General features: G+C 44.2%; 16 protein-coding genes and 2 pseudogenes. 7 read left to right on the forward strand and 11 right to left on the reverse strand.

Going from position 1 to position 20,071, the window contains the following annotated elements; all coding sequences use genetic code 11:
* The coding region (locus AB4384_RS07460; protein WP_372129224.1) for a hypothetical protein at window positions 1–866 on the reverse strand (866 nt) is incomplete at its 3' end.
* A 206-nt stretch (window positions 867–1,072) separates the two neighbouring features.
* On the opposite strand from AB4384_RS07460, the gene AB4384_RS07465 reads away from it, so the two are divergent.
* On the forward strand, window positions 1,073–1,945 hold the full coding sequence (locus AB4384_RS07465) for a WYL domain-containing protein (protein ID WP_372129225.1): 873 nt from the start codon (window positions 1,073–1,075) through the stop codon (window positions 1,943–1,945).
* Between the two features lie 260 nt (window positions 1,946–2,205).
* Here the strand turns inward: AB4384_RS07465 and AB4384_RS07470 are convergent, their stop codons facing one another.
* Window positions 2,206–3,039: an alpha/beta fold hydrolase gene (locus AB4384_RS07470; RefSeq protein ID WP_102320437.1), complete on the reverse strand. Its 834-nt coding sequence runs from the start codon at window positions 3,037–3,039 to the stop codon at window positions 2,206–2,208.
* A 460-nt stretch (window positions 3,040–3,499) separates the two neighbouring features.
* On the opposite strand from AB4384_RS07470, the gene AB4384_RS07475 reads away from it, so the two are divergent.
* A complete protein-coding gene (locus AB4384_RS07475) occupies window positions 3,500–4,882 on the forward strand; it encodes an MATE family efflux transporter (protein ID WP_372129226.1) in 1,383 nt (460 codons plus the stop codon).
* 95 nt (window positions 4,883–4,977) lie between these two features.
* Here AB4384_RS07475 and AB4384_RS07480 read toward each other — a convergent pair whose 3' ends face one another.
* From AB4384_RS07480 to AB4384_RS07505, 6 genes and pseudogenes are all read right to left on the reverse strand, one after another.
* Entirely contained in the window at window positions 4,978–5,520 is a 543-nt protein-coding gene (locus AB4384_RS07480; protein WP_206361188.1) for an MSHA biogenesis protein MshA, read from the reverse strand.
* Between the two features lie 437 nt (window positions 5,521–5,957).
* Window positions 5,958–6,812, reverse strand: a pseudogene (locus AB4384_RS07485) (DUF1214 domain-containing protein); the annotation flags it as partial.
* Between the two features lie 226 nt (window positions 6,813–7,038).
* Window positions 7,039–7,902 carry a delta-class carbonic anhydrase gene (locus AB4384_RS07490; RefSeq protein ID WP_017064661.1) on the reverse strand — a complete coding sequence of 288 codons (864 nt, stop codon included), beginning with the start codon at window positions 7,900–7,902 and terminating at the stop codon, window positions 7,039–7,041.
* Between the two features lie 356 nt (window positions 7,903–8,258).
* Window positions 8,259–8,720 carry a hypothetical protein gene (locus tag AB4384_RS07495; protein ID WP_029235242.1) on the reverse strand — a complete coding sequence of 154 codons (462 nt, stop codon included), beginning with the start codon at window positions 8,718–8,720 and terminating at the stop codon, window positions 8,259–8,261.
* Between the two features lie 226 nt (window positions 8,721–8,946).
* Complete coding sequence (locus AB4384_RS07500; RefSeq protein WP_065583740.1) at window positions 8,947–9,747, reverse strand: hypothetical protein; 801 nt, start codon at window positions 9,745–9,747, stop codon at window positions 8,947–8,949.
* A gap of 209 nt (window positions 9,748–9,956) precedes the next feature.
* A pseudogene (locus AB4384_RS07505) lies at window positions 9,957–10,586 on the reverse strand (D-serine ammonia-lyase); the annotation flags it as partial.
* Window positions 10,587–10,718: 132 nt separating this feature from the next.
* Between AB4384_RS07505 and AB4384_RS07510 the strand changes: the two are divergent.
* Window positions 10,719–11,912: a CynX/NimT family MFS transporter gene (locus tag AB4384_RS07510; RefSeq protein WP_372129228.1), complete on the forward strand. Its 1,194-nt coding sequence runs from the start codon at window positions 10,719–10,721 to the stop codon at window positions 11,910–11,912.
* A gap of 29 nt (window positions 11,913–11,941) precedes the next feature.
* Here AB4384_RS07510 and AB4384_RS07515 read toward each other — a convergent pair whose 3' ends face one another.
* Window positions 11,942–12,739, reverse strand: coding sequence for a helix-turn-helix transcriptional regulator (locus tag AB4384_RS07515; protein ID WP_372129229.1), 798 nt, complete (start codon window positions 12,737–12,739; stop codon window positions 11,942–11,944).
* Between the two features lie 73 nt (window positions 12,740–12,812).
* Entirely contained in the window at window positions 12,813–13,346 is a 534-nt protein-coding gene (locus tag AB4384_RS07520; RefSeq protein WP_017060498.1) for a YbhB/YbcL family Raf kinase inhibitor-like protein, read from the reverse strand.
* 243 nt (window positions 13,347–13,589) lie between these two features.
* Here AB4384_RS07520 and AB4384_RS07525 point away from each other — a divergent pair, with 243 nt between their 5' ends.
* From AB4384_RS07525 to AB4384_RS07540, 4 genes are all read left to right on the forward strand, one after another.
* Complete coding sequence (locus tag AB4384_RS07525) at window positions 13,590–14,999, forward strand: DUF3404 domain-containing protein (RefSeq protein WP_372129230.1); 1,410 nt, start codon at window positions 13,590–13,592, stop codon at window positions 14,997–14,999.
* Window positions 14,977–15,624, forward strand: coding sequence for a response regulator transcription factor (locus tag AB4384_RS07530; RefSeq protein ID WP_372129231.1), 648 nt, complete (start codon window positions 14,977–14,979; stop codon window positions 15,622–15,624). The genes AB4384_RS07525 and AB4384_RS07530 overlap by 23 nt, the downstream gene beginning before the upstream one ends.
* Entirely contained in the window at window positions 15,624–16,436 is an 813-nt protein-coding gene (locus tag AB4384_RS07535) for a DUF2861 family protein (protein WP_372129233.1), read from the forward strand. The genes AB4384_RS07530 and AB4384_RS07535 overlap by 1 nt, the downstream gene beginning before the upstream one ends.
* Before the next feature lie 120 nt (window positions 16,437–16,556).
* On the forward strand, window positions 16,557–18,989 hold the full coding sequence (locus AB4384_RS07540; protein WP_372129236.1) for a glycoside hydrolase: 2,433 nt from the start codon (window positions 16,557–16,559) through the stop codon (window positions 18,987–18,989).
* Window positions 18,990–19,057: 68 nt separating this feature from the next.
* On the opposite strand, the gene AB4384_RS07545 is transcribed toward AB4384_RS07540, so the two are convergent.
* Window positions 19,058–19,969: a LysR substrate-binding domain-containing protein gene (locus AB4384_RS07545; protein WP_372129238.1), complete on the reverse strand. Its 912-nt coding sequence runs from the start codon at window positions 19,967–19,969 to the stop codon at window positions 19,058–19,060.
* Window positions 19,970–20,071: the final 102 nt, after the last annotated feature.

Raw genomic sequence — 20,071 nt, forward strand, 5'->3', positions numbered from 1 at the left:
TTCATGGGGCGTTTACCTAATATTGGCTGTTCCAATGGAGCTGTTGAGCAGAACTCCATCAGTACCCAACTAGCTTTATCCAACATTGCCTCCGCTGCGAACTTCAGCCCTTTGTCGCTCTTCGCCATCTGGTCAAACAGGGCTTTCGAGTCCAGCAGGATCGGGTGTAAGTCGGCATCGAAATGGACTGTACGGCTGTTTCGTTGAATGCGAAAACGAATATCCTCCAACTCCTTATTCTGCACAGATGCCCGGGTTAACAACTGACGGGCAAACAACAAAGCCCGGCGGGTTTCCCCACGCTGGATCATCAACTCGACACGTAACTGGTCGATCAGCGGGCCAATGCGGCTCTCTACCTCCAGACCACTGAAGTACACCAATGAACCTTCCTGGGTCAGGGTGAAGTAAACCTCACCGGCATCTGATTCAATAACAGGTTCAAGATAACGGAAGTTTTTGTCGGCTAGGTCATTCTCAAGCGGATGCCAAAACTCCACCGTGAACTTCTGGTAGTTCTGCTTACGGTTTGTCAAACCATCCACCAAGTAGCTAGCCACTGCCTTCAACTCCTCTTCGGTAAGGCTTGATGAAATCATTGTAATGACTTTATTTGCAGCGCCATTCAATTGTTTATAGGTTAACCCTTTACTGAAATCCATTTCGCGCAACACGATGTCGAATAACATCATTGTTGCAGCAACAAGGTCTATATCCTCCTTAACGTCGTTGTTAACCCCTTTATTGCGGTTAATGTGAAGACGGAAGATTGGCTCCATGAGCTTGATATTAAGAACTTGTTCTGAGAGCTTGTCATAATTAATCTCGAGCTCCTCTTTGGCCTTATCTTGAGATGTATGTGTCATCAACTATTCCTTCAAACGTCAACATGGCAATATTTGTGGGGCACGAAAACAAGCCTATACAATGATATATCTGTTGGCATATCTGCCTATTATCTAACGGTAATCAGACATTGATTGATCCTTAGTATAATATTAGTATATGTATACATTAGATACACGTATACACTGTATACATATATATGTAGCCTTTTCATGCAGGTGAGATAATGCAGGACATTAAATGGGATCAAGCGCTTCGCTTTAGGTTGATTGAGATTATCGCCCTTTGGGAGGGACGACTTACTACTAATCATCTATGTTCTGCGTTTAGAATTGGTAGGCAACAAGCGTCGCGCGATATCAATAAATATCAAAACCTTTTTGACACTCCTCCACTTGAATTAGATCGCTCCATCAAGGGATACAAACCTGCTGCATCTTTCTCACCTCGTTTTAGCCAAGGTACTGCAAACGAATATCTAACATTCTTACACCAGCAAAACCAGATAGTGGAATCTTTTGATTTTTTTGAGATGGGGCATGCAGAATCTGCTGTGCTTATGGTGCCAGAACGATCTATATCGCCAATTATTGTGCGCAGCCTGATTCAAGCTGCACGTGAACAGCGTCGGGTGGATATTGATTATGTCTCGCTTTCCACTCCAAAAATCGTCGGACGTAATATTGTCCCTCATACGATTGTGAATGATGGTATCCGCTGGCATGTACGGGCTTACTGTGAGCACCGTAGCGAGTATCGAGATTTTGTACTCAGCCGATTTCGCAACGTACCTGATCTGCTTGACAGATCGAACTATGGTCGCGATCGGGATACCGACTGGAACGAAATGGCAGAGATAAAGGTCATCCCTAACCCTTATTTAGAGCCGGCACAGCAAAAAATTATTGCGGAGGACTATGGCATGAACGACGGACACCTGGCTATCAAATCACGAAACGCACTAGTGAAGTACATTGTTCAAAGACTCAATATATGTCTAGATGAAAATCAACTTTGTGAGAGTCCGAAAGCATTTCAGCTTACTGTAAAGGATCGTGAGGCTATTCGACCTCATATGATTAATAGTGTTATTGCATAGGCGTTTTGTCTAGGGTAGTCCAGTTCATAAGCAAAGGTTCGAGGTCGTTGACTTCACAACCAAGTCTACTAGTCACAAACTTAATTAAGTGAGTATCAAGGTGATCTCAGGTCGCTTGACAGGTAAGTCACAATCTTAATTACAGATTTCCATGAAATTTGCTGTTTGGAATCAGTCCTTGTGGTCACAAACTTAATTATAAGACGACACCAGCTAACCAACAATCCACATATAGACTTTCTATTATCGTTGTTGAATATCTAAGTTTTGGTTCTATTTGTAACGCCAGTAATAAACTTATCTACTTCCGCATAGAACTTGGCCGGATCGTTTTGCACCCAGTGGTTTGCGCCCTCAAATGAAACGTTGTCTAACGTACTAATAAACTCTTTCGCACGCTCACAACCCTCTAGGCTGTCAGCACCCCAAAAATATACTTTAGGTATGGATAAGTTTTCGAAAATTTGTCCCCAGCCAACCACGCCACGGATATCTTGAGTCGCATGTTGTCCGTAGATTTCACTGGCGGTTTGACCAAGAACCTCTGGCTCACATCTTCTAACTGACGAAAGATACTTAACACCTGCTCCGTGTCCCCAAGCCATGGGAAAACGTTTTGAGAAACCTTCTCCTTTCACCCAGCTCGCAAACTCGTCAGTGCTTAGTTCAGAATATGTATCTGCAATAATCTGGGATAGGATGATGCTTTCTTCGTGCAGTCCGCCTTCAGCATTAATGAAACCACGCACGATGCCTCTCGTGTCGTATTCACAAATCAACGTCGATGTATCGCCTCCCCAAGAGTGCCCAAGTAGAAAGCAACCATGGATGCTCAATAAGTCGAGTGCTTTCAATATTCGATTTGCTTGAGTTTCTGTTGAGTGGGATATATTCGAAGCAGGAGAATAGCCATAACCACACAGGTCGAACATGACTAAGTTGTAATTCGGTAGCCAGTCAAACACATCGGCAAAACATAAATGCGACTCACCCAACCCATGAATCAACACCAGTGTTTCCTGAGACTCTTTGATATCAGTCGACAAGCAATAAAGCTGATCACCATCGATCTCTAACCACTTTTCTATCAACACATTATCCTCACACTTCTAATCGCAGACTTTGGATTTATCTTAACGAATCCAACACGATAAGAAAGGTTAATTTGGTTAAGTTTTATAAACTTATTGACCTTACTGTAAGGGGAAGGTTTAAGGTCAACTCACGAGCTCAATATAACTAGGAAACGATTATGGGATGTTGCAATAAAGCGCCAAAAGGTGGAGCCCCTCTTGGCTTACTTTTAAAAGTCACGCTTGGAATTGGGTTATTTGTGTTTCTGCTGGCATTGTGGCAATAGGAGAGTTATCCAGCACTAGATTTGAAGCTAAGACGTGGCGGTATATATCAGAGCAACTTGAACTCTATAAAGCCAATGCTTGACCCTATACGGTAAGGTGTTTATATTGTCGCCCGTCCAACGGGGCACATCCTAAAATGCACACCGGCCATCCTGCCATCACTGGTGCATTTATATTGGTGTTTTGAACTTCCATGCTAACGAAACTTCGTCCTTTTACTCGTGAATCGGGTGCGCTTATGCATCTTTCGATTCCAATCATTTTGACTCAAATAGCTACCCAAGCGATGGGATTTGTCGATACGACAATGGCTGGCCAAGTAAGCCCTGCTGATCTTGCCGCTATTGCACTTGGCACCAGCCTTTGGATTCCTGTGTTGCTGCTACTGCGTGGCGTGATTATGGCGTTAACGCCTGTTGTCGCTTACCACCGCGGCGCACGTGACTTTCAAAGTATCTCTGTTGAATTCTTCCAGATGGTTTGGTTGGCATTAATTGCTAGCGTACTGCTTATCGCTTACTTGGTGAGTGCGAAACCGATCTTAGAATGGATTGGCGTAGCCGCTGAGATCATTCCAATTGGCAGTGACTATGCGTTTGCCCTAGCCTTTGGTGTTCCGGGTATTGCCCTGTTCTACACCTTGAACGGCTTCTGTGAAGGTATGAACAACACCAAAGTGCCGATGATCATTTCGGTAATTGGTTTGCTGATTAACATTCCGGTCAACTACGTGCTTATCTACGGTAAGTTTGGTTTCCCTGAAATGGGTGCTGTTGGCTGTGGCTGGGCAACGAGCTTAGTGTATTGGCTAATGTCGGGAATGCTGTATTCCTACATTAAAGGCCATCATCATTACAAAACCATCATCAGCTTTGCAGACGCTAAGCCAAAAGCAAAAGAGATGCTTCATCTTTTAAGGTTAGGTTTACCTATCGGGATGAACATTGCAGTGTGTGGCAGTATCTTTGCGGTTATCGCATTGATGATCGGCCGTATTGGTGCCGAGAATGTGGCAGCGGCGCAAATCGCTCTCAATATATCGAGCCTAACTTATGTGATCCCGATGAGTATCTCGTTTGGCATTACGATTCGTGTTGGACACGCTTTGGGTGAAAAAGATGAACTTGGCGCGATTGAGCGCAGTAAAGTCGGTATTTTGGTTGCAGCGTTGATTTCATTGCTTTCAGTAGCGATGTTCCTGCTGTTCCCTGAGTGGATCATTAGGCTTTACACAACCGACCCTACAATAAGCGCGACAGCAGCGGTATTGTTGACCTTTACGGCGATGTACCAATTCAGTGATGCTCTGCAAACCTCTGCAAATGGTGCTCTGCGTGGCTATAAAGATACCAAGATCCCGATGATCTTAGCTATCGCTTCATACTGGGGCTTAGCGTTACCACTGGGTATGGTGTTGGGCTTAACAGACCACATTGTTCCAGCAATGGGTGAAGAAGGCTTTTGGATTGGTATTCTAACGGGCTTGAGTGTGTCAGCCGCTCTGATGCTACTTCGCTTACGTTACGTGATTAAGAAGCGTGACTTGCCACCAGCAGATGCGGTAACAGCAAATTAAGATAAACCAATAAACTGATACAAAAAAGCGTGTTACTGCCATTGGCGATAACGCGCTTTTTATTCGAAGTCTTAAAATCAGTTACAGGGTTCGGTTTAACAATTGTTGTTTACAATACGAACTGTACACTCACATCCTTCATCAGGACATTGGCTGCCATTTGTTCGGCCAAAAGAGTCATAAAGAACAAAGCAACCTTGGCGCGTCTCTAGATCCGCATCCGTTATGTTCGTACTATCTAATTCAGCTTGGGTAAAGTCGTATTCATACCCGATCACAGTGTGTCGATTACCAAAATCAGAAGTTAAGCTGTCATCATCTGATAAGGTCATAAAATCGATCATCGTCAATTTGTCGCCCGACTCCCCTCGGCTTTCCGGACAAAGTGTGCCCCAGTCAACCTCAACACTACCGATACCAAAATCGATCACATAGTTGCTCTGATCACCTGGGTTTGTTGCGTCAGGATCAAGCCCTGCGATAATAGCTTTAGAGGTTACTTGTGTGATCACCCCTTCCATTGCACCCGCAACACCTTCAAGCACCGCTTCTCTCGCTGATTCTTGGATATTAAGAAACCTCGGCGCTGCCGTTACAGCAATAATACCGAGTATCACGATGACAACGATTAATTCCATTAACGTAAAGCCGCTTTTCTTCATAACACCCGCATCTTTTGATAACTTAAATATTCAATAATCCAATGAATTACCTATAACTATACACCTCAAATAGGACTCATAACACTCCACGGCTATCGCTTTTTATAACGCTGGTTGTGGTATTTGTTCCCTTTAGAGGCTGAAAAGGTAACTGGAAGCGTTATCACATAAGGTGTCAGCGGGTTTAAATTCGATCAAATGCGTGGTGCAACTGAAAGTATCGATGGAAAAAGGTTTAATTGATTTATTTGAACTGAGGCTCGCTGCGTATAATCAAAGTTAGACCATTTTTGAGTCGCCCTTTGTGTTTCTACACTTAAGAAAGCAAGAAATGAAATAGAATCCATAAAAAAGCGCGTTATTGCCATTTGGTAATAACGCGCATCTATAATCGTTGTACGACTATCGCAACATTAGTTCACTGCTTTCACGTAAGGAAGCACTCGGAATCCATCACGTACTTTTTGGCTTGGAATGTAATGACGGAGAGCTAAGTTAAACACACCAGAATCGTTTTCTGTTTTGATGTTGTTTACTGCATCATCACCACAACCAAAGCTTACGGTGTAAGTGCCGTCTGCATTTTTCTCAGCCGTGTTTGAGCTTACGTTCGCCACTTCACCAAACATGAAGCCTTGCTTGTTGTAGACCGTTACCGACCAAAACGCTTGGTTCTTAGGATCATCAAAGGTTGCCTGATGACAAGTGTCTGCTGGGAAGTTACCAGAGACTTCGTAAATATTGTCATCTAACTGCGCGCCACCCCAACCGATAGCCGCACCCACTGCGTACTTCTCTTTGGTAAACATCTCTTTTGAAGCATCTTCAGGGCTGGTAAACATACCAAATGTCGCTTGAGCGCCATCTCGCTTAAGTATTGTTGGCATTTCCATCTTAAGGCTCGTCTCTACCTCTTCAAAAGATTTCTCATCCACTTGCATAGCAGTAAACTCGCCATCCGCTTTTGCATCAATGCTCATTTTATCTTGGATTTCATGAACTTCATTTTTCGAGAATGTCGCGTCGGTACGAACAATGACGTAAACGTGATCACCGCTATGAGTAGAAAGATCAAACGTACCTGAACCGTATTGCATTGGCTGAATGCGGTGATCTTCAGTAATCACTTCCATCGACATGTACTTGCCTTCAGGGATCTCAGGTAACGTGACGGTCGCCCCCTTTGATACATTAATTGCTGCCATTGAGTAGTAGGTGTCTCGGTTCATTCGAACCACATCCTGTTCATCTGTTGGCGTTAGCTCGCGTTACGTTCCTCTCTTTGATTAAAACACTTAACGACACCAATAAGTTTAGATCCAGCCGAGAAAGCTGTTGTTCGATAGTCATCATAAGACATGCATCTGAGTAATATCACTCGTTAAATAATTGCACCATTGTGACTAACAAACAAGTCTCTGTTTAAACGATGGCATTTATATCCAACTAAAAAGGCGAACCCATCGCCTTAATCATTTTGTTCGCCAGAATCGTTTAGTCGTTACGAATGGGTGATAACAACTCAGGGTTAACCACCAAATTTCTCACACCGTGGGCGTGATCTTCGTTAAAGTCATTGCCTTCACACCAGCTACCTACTGTCGCGATATTTACTTTCGCGACTTGTGGTCTAACGCTCCATGTTACTTGGAAAGGTGAACCTTGCTCATTATAACCAGGACCCGTTGTAGAGCCTGCGTATTGGATCGCTGAGCCCGTATCTTGTGGGATGTTTGGTGCTTGGTGTAAGCCGTTCACTTTTGAATGTTTAGCGAGCGCTTCAAAGTCGGGTGCTTTGTCGTCATTCACTAATACGTAAACTTGGGTTTCTACACGCAGTTGCGGGTTGGTAATCGCATCGTTAAAACAAGCACCCAGTGTTTCACCCGGTTCAACTTGCGCCGTTGAATAAACATAGTGAACTTCAATGGTGTCACCCGAATGCAAAGAACCATGCTCGCTCGGACAAACCTTGCCCTCAAATGGTTTCAGCTCAGCAGAACTCAGCTTGCCTGTGTATTTAAAGCCACTCTGGAATCCCTTACCATCACCGTTACCAGCGTATTGAGTAAACTCTCCACCTTTATGCTCAGCATTTTTATGGAAGTGAATATTACATAAGTTCATCGCTGTTGAATCAGGGGCATCCGAGAACAGCCTAGTATTTTTACCTTCTAATGAACCCAAATCTCGTGGAGCTTGCGGTCCAAAACCTTGCCCTTGGGTATTTTCAGAAAGCTTCGCTCTTTGTTCTGCGATAACTCCATCTGATACAGACTCATGGTTCGCATCTGATGCATTTGCATGAGCTGACAATATCACCATCGCGACACTTAAAAACACACTCTTATTCTTCATTTTTCTTCCCTAGAATATTGATAACTAAACCTAAACCTACTTAACAGCAAACATCTTACTATGCTCGTAAGTGAATATAAGGCTTGTCTTTGTAAGATTAGATTTCATTGCTTACTTTGGGATGAGTATTAGAACCCTTGATGCATATAACAAGTCAAACAGGGTAAATTCGGCGACTCCCTTCCAGAACTAATAATTCCTATTTACGTTAACCGTCGCCTGACTCAGCGCTCAGATAAGTGAGCACGATTCTTAGGAAGAACGGTGGCCAGATTTAGAAGATCAAAAAAGGCGAACCATCTGGCTCGCCTTCACGTTTCATTCTATCTATTAGGTTGTGGTTCTAAGTTAACGATTTAACCGTTACCGGTGGCAAATATCCCAAACGTCATGACGTTCAATGCATCTGTCACGCCCTCTAGTGATTTAATCACCGTCTTAGTCGGTTTATTATGACGAATAAAATAGCTTCCGATGCCTTTTTCACCGCCACTCTTAGCATCGCTTTCCGTTGTTTCTGTCGCTTCTATTTGAGAAGGCTCCACTGATTCTGGCTCTGCATTGGCGTGAGCTATCGTGTCTTTATTTGAATCAAGGTTAGTGAGTGGTTGATGATTAACGATTGAATCATGGGAAGAATCAACGCTGGTCTCAGCGTTTGTATCCTTTGAAGTCTCGAGATTACTCTCTCCCTCTATACTTTTCGACATAGCGTCTTCGTTGCTCAATGTCTCGTCGTCTAGCTGATGATTACTCGTTGAAGAACAGGCTGTTAAGAAGAACAGGCTAACGATGAATATGAGTAAGTTTCTCATCATAATGATAAAGCACGAATTAATAAAACATTGTTCGATTGTATTTTATTTGGCTGACGACATCCAGTGATAAGCGGAGTAAACACGAACAGTCACGGTCTTGAAGAGTAAACAAAAGCGTACGGGTTTAGTGCTTAAGAATAATAATTCGAGAGCTCAATTAGGTTGCCCGCCGCTTATCATCTGAAAGGTGGTGTCAGTTAGGCTTGGGGATTCACACGCTATAAGCTTAATCTTTACTGGAACACAGTTCAGAGATTCGGTCACACATGGCTTGGTTGACTGCGAAGTGGGTGTTGAGGAATGCTAGTTGGGCAAGTGCCGATTCAGCGGTGCGCTCGTAGCCTTGGGTAAAGGTTGGTAGCAATTGGGCAAACTTAGGGAAGCGTGCTTCTAGCCTTCTATCCGACATAAATTCATCAACGAATTCAGGCTCAGACTGTTCAGTTTGATCCACAAGATCGATCAAACGATCGAGTGCGTAAGATTGAACGAACCGACTGCCCGACAGCTTTTCGCCTCGGTTATAACGAGACATACCCACATAAAGATTGGTTAGAGCCTCACCAATGATCCAATCTTGGGAATTAGTGTCTGTCTCCCCTTTTATTGGTGAAACACAACACTGTGTATCAAATTCATGTTGCTGCCAAACAATACGCCCTTCAGCAAACGGAATGTGCGCTAACTCGTGGGGTTCAAACACTGCAAACTCACAAAAGATTCCGTCAGCGTACAGAACTTTATAGCCATCGACGGTATTTCTCACTGCGTAGTCGATTGAGTGAATATCAGATAGCCAATGCAAACTGTCTAAGAAATACTGCTTGTGCCCTGTTTGCACTATTGCGAAAAAATCGACATCTGAATACTGATCAAGTCGTTCTGTTTCAATACCTACTGAGCCCAATCCCAGCAAAGCATGAGCCTTACCCGATGCTTCCAAAGACTCCCCAATCGCATCTAAACGCTGGAGTAATTTTTCTGGTGTGTTTATGTGTCTTGTCTGTATCACTTTGTCCGTCTGCATTGCTCAATCCCTATCAAGTTGAATGCCACTCAACCTAACTGATAGTTAGAACATCTAAGAAGCTTAATTTATAAAATGTGTGTTTTGGATAACGATCTGCGCAAGTTATTGTTTGAATTAAGGTGGGATTTAGAGGTGAGAAAGAGTGTGTACAAGCTATAAACAACACTCTTCTATCATGACTTATCTTTTTAGCAGCTCATATTTGCAACAACGTTGACGCCATGCTCACGAAGTTTGCTTTTCTTCCAAGATCTCGCGTCTGCCGACATATGAACAGAGACCGTAAAACCCAATTTGGCACTCATGATACCGATCGACATGCCTAGATTACCCGTGGATCCTACCGCAATGCTGTATTGTTGGAAGAAGTCACGGAATTCAGGTTCGAGCAACTTACTATAGTCATCGCTCTCACACAGCAACCCGGCTTCAATCGCAAGCTTCTCGGCATGCGTTAGTACTTCATAAATACCACCGCGAGCTTTGATTGAACCTGAAATTGGCAAATGGCTGTCTTTCTTCATCATCAAACGCCCTTTTATAGACTGCTGATAATGCGCTTCCAATACTGATTTCATAGATGGAATGTCAATAAGCTCAGACTCGATGATGCCATTGGTCGCTTGAGTTTCAGGAAACGCCTTGGCTAGATAAGGAGCAAACCTTTGTAGCCTCATGCTCGCATCGTGAATATCTTGTTCGCCTAATCCCACATAAAGCAAACCGCGCTCCAGAGTCGTCACATTTGGGTTAAACCAAACCACTTCTTCCAATGCAATCAATTGTTGAAGCAGTGGGAAGTCCGAGATGAGCTTGTCGATATTTAATACAGTCATGGGTGACTTTTCTGGCTAAGCGCGTACTGCGCAGGTTCAATCATTAGTAAACCTATTTAAACGGTATTTGTGTAATCATTCAATGATCTGTAGGCTAGCCTGTCTTCTCATAAGCAAACAGTAGAACAACCTATGAGCGCCTCTCTTCGTAATAGCATTTTCGTCATGTTAGGGATTCTATTCCTAGCACTTAACCTTCGTGGGCCTTTTACGAGCTTGGCTCCTGTGCTTTCTCAGGTTATGGAAGGCCTCAACCTTACGTCGTCGGCTGCTGGCTTCTTAACAGCTTTGCCACTGTTAACTTTTGCCTTATTTTCACCATTAGTCACCAAGATATCCCAACGAATTGGTCTAGAACCAAGCTTGCTCTTAGGCTTAGTTTTGATCACTACGGGTATTACACTGCGCTCTTTTGGAGCAATTCCGACGTTATACATCGGCACAGTAATGATTGGACTTGGTATCGCGATTGGTAACGTGTTGTTGCCTGTAGTAGTGAAAGTTAGCTTCCCGACACGCATCGCTACTGTGACTTCTCTGTACATCTTTACGATGGGCATCGGGTCGACGTTAGGCTCAAGTTTGATGGTGCCGTTTTCAAATCTAACCTTATTTACGATCACGGGTTGGCAATTAGCGCTGTTAATGAACTTGGTATTTCCAATATTAGCTTTGATGATCTGGTTGCCTAAAATCAGAAAACGCTCATCTTCGGCCAGCAATAACAAGCAACAAGACAAACCTCTGCCGATGAAACAGATGATTAAAAGCGGCGTAGCGTGGCAAGTAACGTTAGCGCTTGGGCTTAACTCATTTACCTTCTACTCTTTGGCTGGCTGGTTGCCACAGATATTGAACGATCTTGGCTACAGCGAAATCGACGCGGGCTACATTTATGGATTTCTGCAATTTTCGACTATGGTTCCAGGGCTGCTGTTACTGCCATTCTTAGCCAAAAGTGACAATCAACAATGGCTCATCACTCTGTGTGCATCGAGTGTATTTGTTGGATTGATTGGTCTTCTGTATTTGCCTGAGTTTGCGATCTTTTGGGTGGGACTGTTTGGATTAGCCAACTGCTCGACATTTATTATCGCGCTCTCTTTTGTTGGCTTGCGTACATCGAATAGCAGCCAAGCCGCATCATTGTCGGGTATGGCTCAGGGAATCGGTTATGCGTTGGCAGCCACTGGCCCAACGCTGGTGGGTAAGCTTCATGCTCAGACAGATTCTTGGAGTGTGCCGATTCTGTTGGTCGCATCTGTTGCCTTTGCGTGCACGATTTTCGCGGCATTGGCAGCACGAGATAAGAAAGTGAGCGTTTAGGCAAACAGAATGATTATGGTATCGCGACTTTATTTGCTCGCGACTCTATGGCTGACGACGGTTTTGATGTATTCACTTGGCGACAAACCAAACTTGCCTTTAAAGCGCTGACTAAAACGCCCTTCCGATTGGTAACCGCAAGACTGAGCCAACATCGCCACGTTCTGTTGTCCGTTTTGCATCAGATAAAGCGCGTGACTCAAGCGAACTTCAGCTAATACCTCACGATATTGCATACCTTCCAGTTTGAGTTTTCGAATCAGCGTCGCTCGGCTCATCGCAAAACGCTCCGCCACCGACTCTAGCGGATGTTTCTCATCTGGTGAATGTGAAAGATAATGGCTAAGCTTTTGGCTAAACGAGACGTTGGCACTGGCAAACAATAGATGCAACACCCCTTTTTCAGCCAATTGCTGGTACAAGCCCTGCAGCCAAAACTGTTGAGTCTCTTTGCTCATGCTCTGTGTATCAAACGAAAACAACGCATTGAGTGAGTCTTGTAAGTTTCGATCCACTTTCACCGTAGGCAGTCCCAGATCATTCGACCGTTCCTCACTTAAATCAAGCATCGCCTGAGAAGGTTGGAATTGAAAGCTGAACACTCGCGACAAGAAGCGCCCTTTGTGGGGCATGTTCTCAAAACTTAGTGAAGCTGATGCCTCACACAACAGCAGATCAGAATGTGAGAGCTCTGCCACTGAATCTTTCCAAAACAGGCGCTTACTTCCTGTAATGATCTGAATGATACTAGGGGATAGAATCCTCACATTACGCAGCTTTTGTAACTGCTCTGCACGAAAGATCGTCACTTGATATTGATGATTCATCTCATCCCCTTGTTTACTTATTATGTACGTGTATAAGCTTTAACGTACATAAGCTATTAACGTACATAAGCTATTAACGTGTATAAGTTGCGGTCAGTTTAGCTTTGTCTAAAGCCATGCTGTTCAACGTGAATCCAACCACAGCCGACGGCGTATTTTCGTCGAGGTTAAGTTTGTCCGTTGGTAATGCCCAAACCGTGAACTGGTAACGGTGCATACCATCTTTTTCTGGAGGACAAACGCCACCGTAGCCAACTGTACCATAATCAATGCGACCTTCTTTGCCACCGACTTTAGAGATGTCGACACCGCGAGGTAGCTCGTTCACAGTTGCAGGGATATCAAACGCAACCCAATGCCAGAAGCCACTTTCAGTCGGTGCATCTGGATCATAAGCTGTGATAGCAAAGCTTTTGGTACCTGCTGGTGCATCTTTCCACATCAATTGTGGTGATTGATTATCGCCGTCACAACCCCAACTAGAGTATTCAAAAGTCTTTGCCATTGGGTGACCTTCTTGAATATCGTTGCTGGTTAATTCGAACGCATGAGCAGAGCCTGTAGCCAAAATACTGATTGCCAATACTGATTTGATGATGAGTTTCATGATGGTTCCTCTTATTAGGTATGAGCCCAGTATAGTCCCCTCATTTCGCCCAATAATGACAGTAAGTACACAATTAGCTATTTTATTTCAAATAAATGATACTTACTGTATTTGTACTTTATTATTTAAAAGCATGACCCACTCGACAATTTGTTGTTAAAAGAACACTTGTTGACATTCAGGTTACAAATCGCGCCCAAAACTCTTTAGACTCGCCCCACGACTTTTAACGAGAATGATTGGATGCGCAGGTTTACATTAGCTCTTTGCTTGATCTTTTGGCTCCCAACCCTAGTCAATGCCCAAAGTTTGCAAGATAAGTGGCAAACTCTGTATCAACTGAGCTGGCAATCATCCCCACTCTTAGTATCTCAACAAGAGTTGGCTCAGTATCCGAAAGTTCTGCTCCATGAAAATAGCCGCTATCCTGATTTCAACCAATTCAGTTGGGACGACATCGCAGCGTTAGCGTCAATACAAGATCACTGCCAAGCAATTGAAAGCAGTAACCCTTCATTACATGACGCGATCGAGTTCGAGCTCGCTCTGTGTCAGCAACAAGCATTAGATTCGATTTGGTTTGCAGCACACTCCAAACGTCACCCTGCCGGTGGCAGCTTTGCTGATCGTTATTTGGCAGCTTACCCAGACGTAAGCGAGCAAATACGTCCATTTTTGAATATTACCAACCCACAGCACCCTTTATATACCAAGCTAGAGGCTCTCACTGCACAAGGCAGAGAAGCTCTGCTCAATGGATATCGCGCTTGGCAACAAGATGATGTACTTTGGTTAAGTGGCGAACAAGGCTGGAAAGCCATTCCCTTAGATGTTTGGCAACCTATCGCAGAACAACAAGAGATATCTTTGGCAGGTGATACCTGTACTTTTCGTTACAGCAACGTGTGCTTAAGCGAGCCTAGCAATGACAACCTGATCATGAAAACCTTGATATTTTCATTACTGTTAACGTTGCTTTCCGGCCTCGCTAGAGTCTTATACCTAAGAACAAAACAACGAAAAGAGAGGCAGTTCGTTTTACAGCTTCTTACTCATGAACTACGCACGCCCATTACTAGCCTAGGTCTAACCGTCGAGATGTTCAGAAATCGCTACGATGACTTTTCGGATGAAACTCAAAGTGCGGTTTGGCGTTTAATATCTGATTATCAAAGACTCTCTCAACTCACCGAAAACAGCAAAGTGTACCTAAGTTCTGATCAGTCAGAGCCTTTGTTAAAGCAAAATGCATCATTAGAAGAGTGGCTCGATCATGTCTGTGAAAAGCACAATATTTCTTATCAATGTGAAGCGCGTGAAGTTGAACTGAACCTTCCCTATTACTGGCTAACCATCTGCTTGGATAATCTAATCAAGAATGCCAAACAACATGGTAAAGGTGAGGTTTTGGTAAAGGTCGAACTCGGTGACAAGCTGACGATTGAGGTACAAGACGAGGGGCACTTCCCTTCACCGATACAACGGCTCATGTCTGGTGTCACGCCAAGTGAAACGCACGAACTGGATAACATGGGCATTGGCCTGACTATTGTCGAGCACTTGATGAAGCAAGCGAATGGCCGCCTCATTATTCTTCGTAACCCAACCCGATGTATTTTGGAAATTGCTTATGAACACCCTACTGCTGATTGAAGACGACCAACTGCTTGGACAAGGCCTCGTCAGCTTCTTTGAATCCAATGGTTACCAATGCCTTTGGGCGAAGGATTCAGAGAATGCCAGTAAGAAATGGTTTCGAGCCGATCTTGTGATACTGGATCGACAGCTTGAAGATGGGGACAGCTTGCAACACCTTCCAAACTGGTTGCTCCTCAAAGCGCTGCCTGTGATTGTGTTGACCGCTAAAGTAGAAGTTCAACAACGTGTTGAAGGTTTAATGGCGGGTGCCAAAGATTACGTGACTAAGCCATTTTCTAACGACGAATTACTTGCTCGAGTCATTACCCAGCTTCGTCCGTTAGGTGTGAGCCTCTTAAATTACGCAAATATCCAAATCAACTTATCGGAACGGAGCGCTTATCTGGATGAAAGCCCAGTAACACTAAAACCTAAAGAGTTTCAGCTATTGGTACTGTTTGTTCAGAACCAAAGTCGTGTGTTTCACCGAGATGAGTTACTCAACAAAATTTGGGGGTATCAGGCCTTTCCTAGTACCCGAACTATTGATAATCACATACTGCGCTTACGCCAGAAGCTGCCCACATTGAATATAGAAACACATCGCGGCGTTGGTTACCGCTTGGCTGGGGAGTCATAATGAAAGTCACTTCGTTAACTGCACTGCTCTGCACCTTGCCGTTCGCAAGTCATGCAGCATGGTTTACTGACACGCCATTACAGCACACCTACCAATCTCTGCTTGATGACCAGCCTCAAGTTGCGTGGCAAGAGCTGCAAATCGCACTCGATCAACAAACACTCGATAGTGAGCTTTGGCTGCCAGTCAAACAAGAGATATTAAGCCAGACTCAATGTGGAACCTCACTAAAACAAAGTGCTGAGCCGAAACACCACATTCAAGTCAGCTTCATTCGACGCTATGGCCTGTCGTCGCACGGTTATCAAATCAAAGTCTCTTCCGAACAGCTCAACAAAGGCTTAGAAACCCAAACTCTTTCTTTGGTATCGCCTAAAGGCAAAGTCCTTCTTGATGGACAACTCGCTTCCAATAATGAGTATCAAGAGATTGAAACCAATGAAATGTTCATCAAACCCGAATCTGGTGTTTATCAACTAAAGATAGGTTCAAATCACTACCCTATTATTGTCGCTTTAAATGACAGTAATCGATGGCTGACGCTCGAAAGTAAACTCAGCGAACCACATATCGTGCTCTCGCCTCCAAAGGTGATCGACAACTGCCCTGACGCTAATGTGAGTTGGCAATGGTTTGATGAAGACTACAACCTGCTGGGTTACAAAGTGCCAATCAAAACAACACAAGCACCCGTTCCCACAGAAAGTCCACTAGGAACCAAAGCCAAGCACTTAAGTGCTTCGGTTGAAATGTTTGAATACCAAGGCGCTATTGAAGTCCAATATGTGCAACGCGTCGCCGTGCCTTTCTAATGGAATGCATTCAGAAGAATATTAGAAACTAGGTAATGCAGAAAATAGAGACATATAGGTGACAAAGCACTAGCGCTACTTAGGTGTAATGACCGTACTCACCCTTTACGGAATCTAGATATGCTCAGCGTACGTCACCCTCTCAATCTTTCCACTTGTGCCATTGTGGCTTTAACAACAGCTTGTCTGGTCTCATCCAATGCACAAGCGAGCCAAATAACGCTCACCAGTATTAGCAACAGCAGCGTTAGCGGAAATAGCATTAGCGGCAGCAGTATTCGCGACAACGCTAACACCACTACCAACAATACAGTCTCTATTTCATCGAATACTTTAGAGATAGATTGGAACGGCTTAAGCGTTAACAGCGGCGCTCTCACCGTTGATAGCCAACCACAGAAAGTGACGAATCTAGTCATTGGTCTTTCCGATAAAACTAACTCAGCAAAGACCGCAACTTGGACCTTAGTACCTAGTAGGATAAACGTTGAGGCAGAGCTTAATCAAGATCAACTCACTTTTCAGTTCAGCTTCCCTTCAAATATACAGGTGAAACGTAACCAGCCCGTAGAGTTGGCGTGGTTTGATCTTGCAGAAAAACAAACTCAGACCCTATTTCTTCCTTTTAGCGAAGGCATGCGTGTACCTACAGATAACAAGCTTTGGGGGAGTTATCTAGTCGACAACCATTCTGGAAGTAACACTACTCAAGACTTGAAGACGCCTTTTTGGACAGTACAGCAAAACAATCATTTCATTAGCTATCAAATGGTTAATGCAACCAACAATCAACTGCTCTTTTCAGATGCATCCTCTAATGCTTCCTCAAATACAAAAACCAAAATTGATATGAAGGCAGCACACCAATTTACGATGCTCAATCAGTCACAACCTTTTATTGTTCGTATCACCCTCGGAGACTCGTGGTTAGATGGTGCCAAACAATACCGAGATTGGCGCATCAATAATGACCAGTCTGAAACGCTTGTAGCAAAGCAAAAGCGCAATCCAGATGTGACTAAGTTGATCGGCGCGAGCCACGTTTACCTATTTGGCAAAGACCCATTAAGCATCCAAGATGTGAGTGACTGGTGGGGATTGAAAACATGGTATCTAGAGGGCTCTAAACTCAGTGTTTCTGCGGAAGCGAAAAGAGAGCTATCATCACTCTCCAAGGGGAAAGATTGGTTCAGTCAGTACCACAAACAACTATTGTTGGACTCTATTAGCCAGTCATTGCAGGTGTTATATCCTGTTGGTAATCCGACACTCGAAGACAACACGATTAAAGCGCAATATAAAGCAGCACAGGATAAGAAGAACTGGTTGCTAGAGCACGCTTCCCCTTACCTAAACTCGTCAGAGACTTGGGGACAAGCGTTGTCTTCAGACATGCTCACCAACCTAAATAAGGCAGGCTTAAACAAACTGTGGCTCGGATTCGACAATTGGATGCCAGCATTCTATCAACCTAACGCCGTGGCTCTGGCAAAACAGTCCGGATATCTGGTCGGCACCTACGATTCCTACAACACAGCCATTCCTGCGAAACTCAATGACAACTGGCTAACCGCTCAATTACCAGAGCCGATGCGTCAGAGTTGTGCCATTGAAATGGCAGATGGGAGCCTAAAAAAAGGGTTTCGAGGTAACGGGTTCTATCTAAATCCGAACTGCCATTTAGAATACGTAAAACAGCGTGCTCAAGACATTATGAGATTCGGCAACTTCAACAGCTTGTTCTTAGATGTTGATGCAACCGCCATGGCACGTGAAGATTACAGCGGCTCTATAGACAGTCATAGCAACAGTAATGGCAATGGCAATACAAACGAGTCGGACATGCTTTCAGGCTTCAACAACCGAATGCAGTGGCTTAGCGAGCAACCATCGTTAGTATTAGGCTCTGAAGACGGCAACAGCCTAACAACAAAAGGCATCGCGTTTGCACACGGCTTAGAAACGGTTGGTTTTGGTTGGACAGACAAAGACATGAAAGAGAACCACCAATCTCCCTATTACTTAGGTCGTTGGTACCCAGACCACAAGCCTGACTTCTTCTTTAAGCCGGCCGAGGTTAAAGAGCCCTACAAGTCGCTACTATTTTCGCCACAATATCGAATTCCACTTTACCAAGCCGTTTTCCATGATGAAGTAATCAATACGCACCATTGGCATTCAGACAGCCTCAAGTTCACTAATGTACAAGCAGAACGTGACTTAACCGCCATGCTATACAACACACCACCGATGGTTCACTTGACCAGAGATGAAGCTTTATCAAGTTCAAGCCCGAGAATCAAAGCACTCAAACACTATCAAGATGGCTTTGAACCAATGCACGAACAGTTATGGGATAAACAGTTGGTCGATTTCGACTGGTTAGATAAGAACGGCGATGTTCAACAAACTGAGTTCAGTGACGGGAGTAAGATCATTGCTAACTTTTCTAACAAGGCATTTCGTTACAACGGTGTCGATATTGCTGCCCTATCGGTCAAAGCTATATTGGCGAATGGGCAAGTCGTCGACTGGCAGCCCGATCATAGTTAGCTTCGATACGGTTTAGACAATAACGAATAATAGGAAGCCTAAGCACTTAACCGCTAAGGTTTTCCCCGTTACTTTTGCTTCCTATTTTGAAAGGCAGTCAGTAGATAGTCGATAAAGACCTTCTTACGTTTCGGCATCAACTGCCTGTCTGCATACACTAGGCTTACTGAAACTTCCGGCATCTCATATTCAGGTAGCAAACGAATCAACTTGCCTGTCTTGAAGTGCTCACGACAAATGAATTCAGGAAGCACCGCCAAACCGAGCCCATCTACACAAGCTGTTAGGCATGCCGTGATGGTATTCACCCGTAACTGACACGGCAGATCGATCAAAATCGACTCACCGCCTTCTAATTGTAAATGCCACTTGGGTAGACGCGCGGCCTTGTTCACCACCTCAATCATTCTGAATGGCGGTTCAAGATCATCGGGTGAAGAGACGTCATCGAACTGCTCTAAATACTCAGGGCTGGCTGCCAATACACGCTTTGATGTTGTGAGGTAGCGAGAAACCAAGCTCGAGTCCACTAGCTTACCAATTTGTGCGTAAAGATCGATACCCTCCGCAATGATGTCGACTTCTCGATTCGACAGTTCTAAGTTCAAAGTCACGTTTGGGTGCTCTTTTAGGAAGCTGTGGATGTATTTGGCTAATACTTGATGCCCCAATTCGACAGGCAACACAACATTCAACTGCCCTCGGATCAAATCCTGATTGGCTGAAACCTCTAGCTCAGCTTGGTTCATGATCTCTTGCATCTGCATGCTCGACTGATAAAAGCGCTCACCCTCTGGCGTTAAGACTAAACTTCGTGTCGAACGAGTGATCAACCTCACACCTAGATGCTGTTCCAGCTCGTCCAGCTCGTCTAGCTTTCGGCTGACGGTCGACTTGGTCATGTTCAATGCTTCAGCTGCGTGCGTGAAACTCCCACAATCAACAACTTGTGTAAAAACAGTCACAGCATTTAAGTCCATCGTACTTCTCCCAAAGCGCAATTAGTTAGATTTTTGCAACAGTGTTTCCCTTTTTTCCTATCTTATCAATCAATCGAATTCATTTACAATTCGTTACATCTA

This window comes from Vibrio sp. 10N.261.51.A4 (genome assembly GCF_041471945.1).
GTDB lineage: Bacteria > Pseudomonadota > Gammaproteobacteria > Enterobacterales > Vibrionaceae > Vibrio > Vibrio crassostreae_C.

What these genes read in the sequence shown, in the direction of transcription:
- AB4384_RS07465 (WP_372129225.1), top strand. Translation starts at nt 1,073, where the DNA reads ATGCAGGACATTAAATGGGATCAAGCGCTTCGCTTTAGGTTGATTGAG.
- AB4384_RS07475 (WP_372129226.1), top strand. Translation starts at nt 3,500, where the DNA reads ATGCTAACGAAACTTCGTCCTTTTACTCGTGAATCGGGTGCGCTTATG.
- AB4384_RS07480 (WP_206361188.1), bottom strand. Translation starts at nt 5,520, where the DNA reads ATGGAATTAATCGTTGTCATCGTGATACTCGGTATTATTGCTGTAACG.
- AB4384_RS07490 (WP_017064661.1), bottom strand. Translation starts at nt 7,902, where the DNA reads ATGAAGAATAAGAGTGTGTTTTTAAGTGTCGCGATGGTGATATTGTCA.
- AB4384_RS07495 (WP_029235242.1), bottom strand. Translation starts at nt 8,720, where the DNA reads ATGATGAGAAACTTACTCATATTCATCGTTAGCCTGTTCTTCTTAACA.
- AB4384_RS07500 (WP_065583740.1), bottom strand. Translation starts at nt 9,747, where the DNA reads ATGCAGACGGACAAAGTGATACAGACAAGACACATAAACACACCAGAA.
- AB4384_RS07510 (WP_372129228.1), top strand. Translation starts at nt 10,719, where the DNA reads ATGAGCGCCTCTCTTCGTAATAGCATTTTCGTCATGTTAGGGATTCTA.
- AB4384_RS07515 (WP_372129229.1), bottom strand. Translation starts at nt 12,739, where the DNA reads ATGAATCATCAATATCAAGTGACGATCTTTCGTGCAGAGCAGTTACAA.
- AB4384_RS07520 (WP_017060498.1), bottom strand. Translation starts at nt 13,346, where the DNA reads ATGAAACTCATCATCAAATCAGTATTGGCAATCAGTATTTTGGCTACA.
- AB4384_RS07525 (WP_372129230.1), top strand. Translation starts at nt 13,590, where the DNA reads ATGCGCAGGTTTACATTAGCTCTTTGCTTGATCTTTTGGCTCCCAACC.
- AB4384_RS07530 (WP_372129231.1), top strand. Translation starts at nt 14,977, where the DNA reads ATGAACACCCTACTGCTGATTGAAGACGACCAACTGCTTGGACAAGGC.
- AB4384_RS07535 (WP_372129233.1), top strand. Translation starts at nt 15,624, where the DNA reads ATGAAAGTCACTTCGTTAACTGCACTGCTCTGCACCTTGCCGTTCGCA.
- AB4384_RS07540 (WP_372129236.1), top strand. Translation starts at nt 16,557, where the DNA reads ATGCTCAGCGTACGTCACCCTCTCAATCTTTCCACTTGTGCCATTGTG.
- AB4384_RS07545 (WP_372129238.1), bottom strand. Translation starts at nt 19,969, where the DNA reads ATGGACTTAAATGCTGTGACTGTTTTTACACAAGTTGTTGATTGTGGG.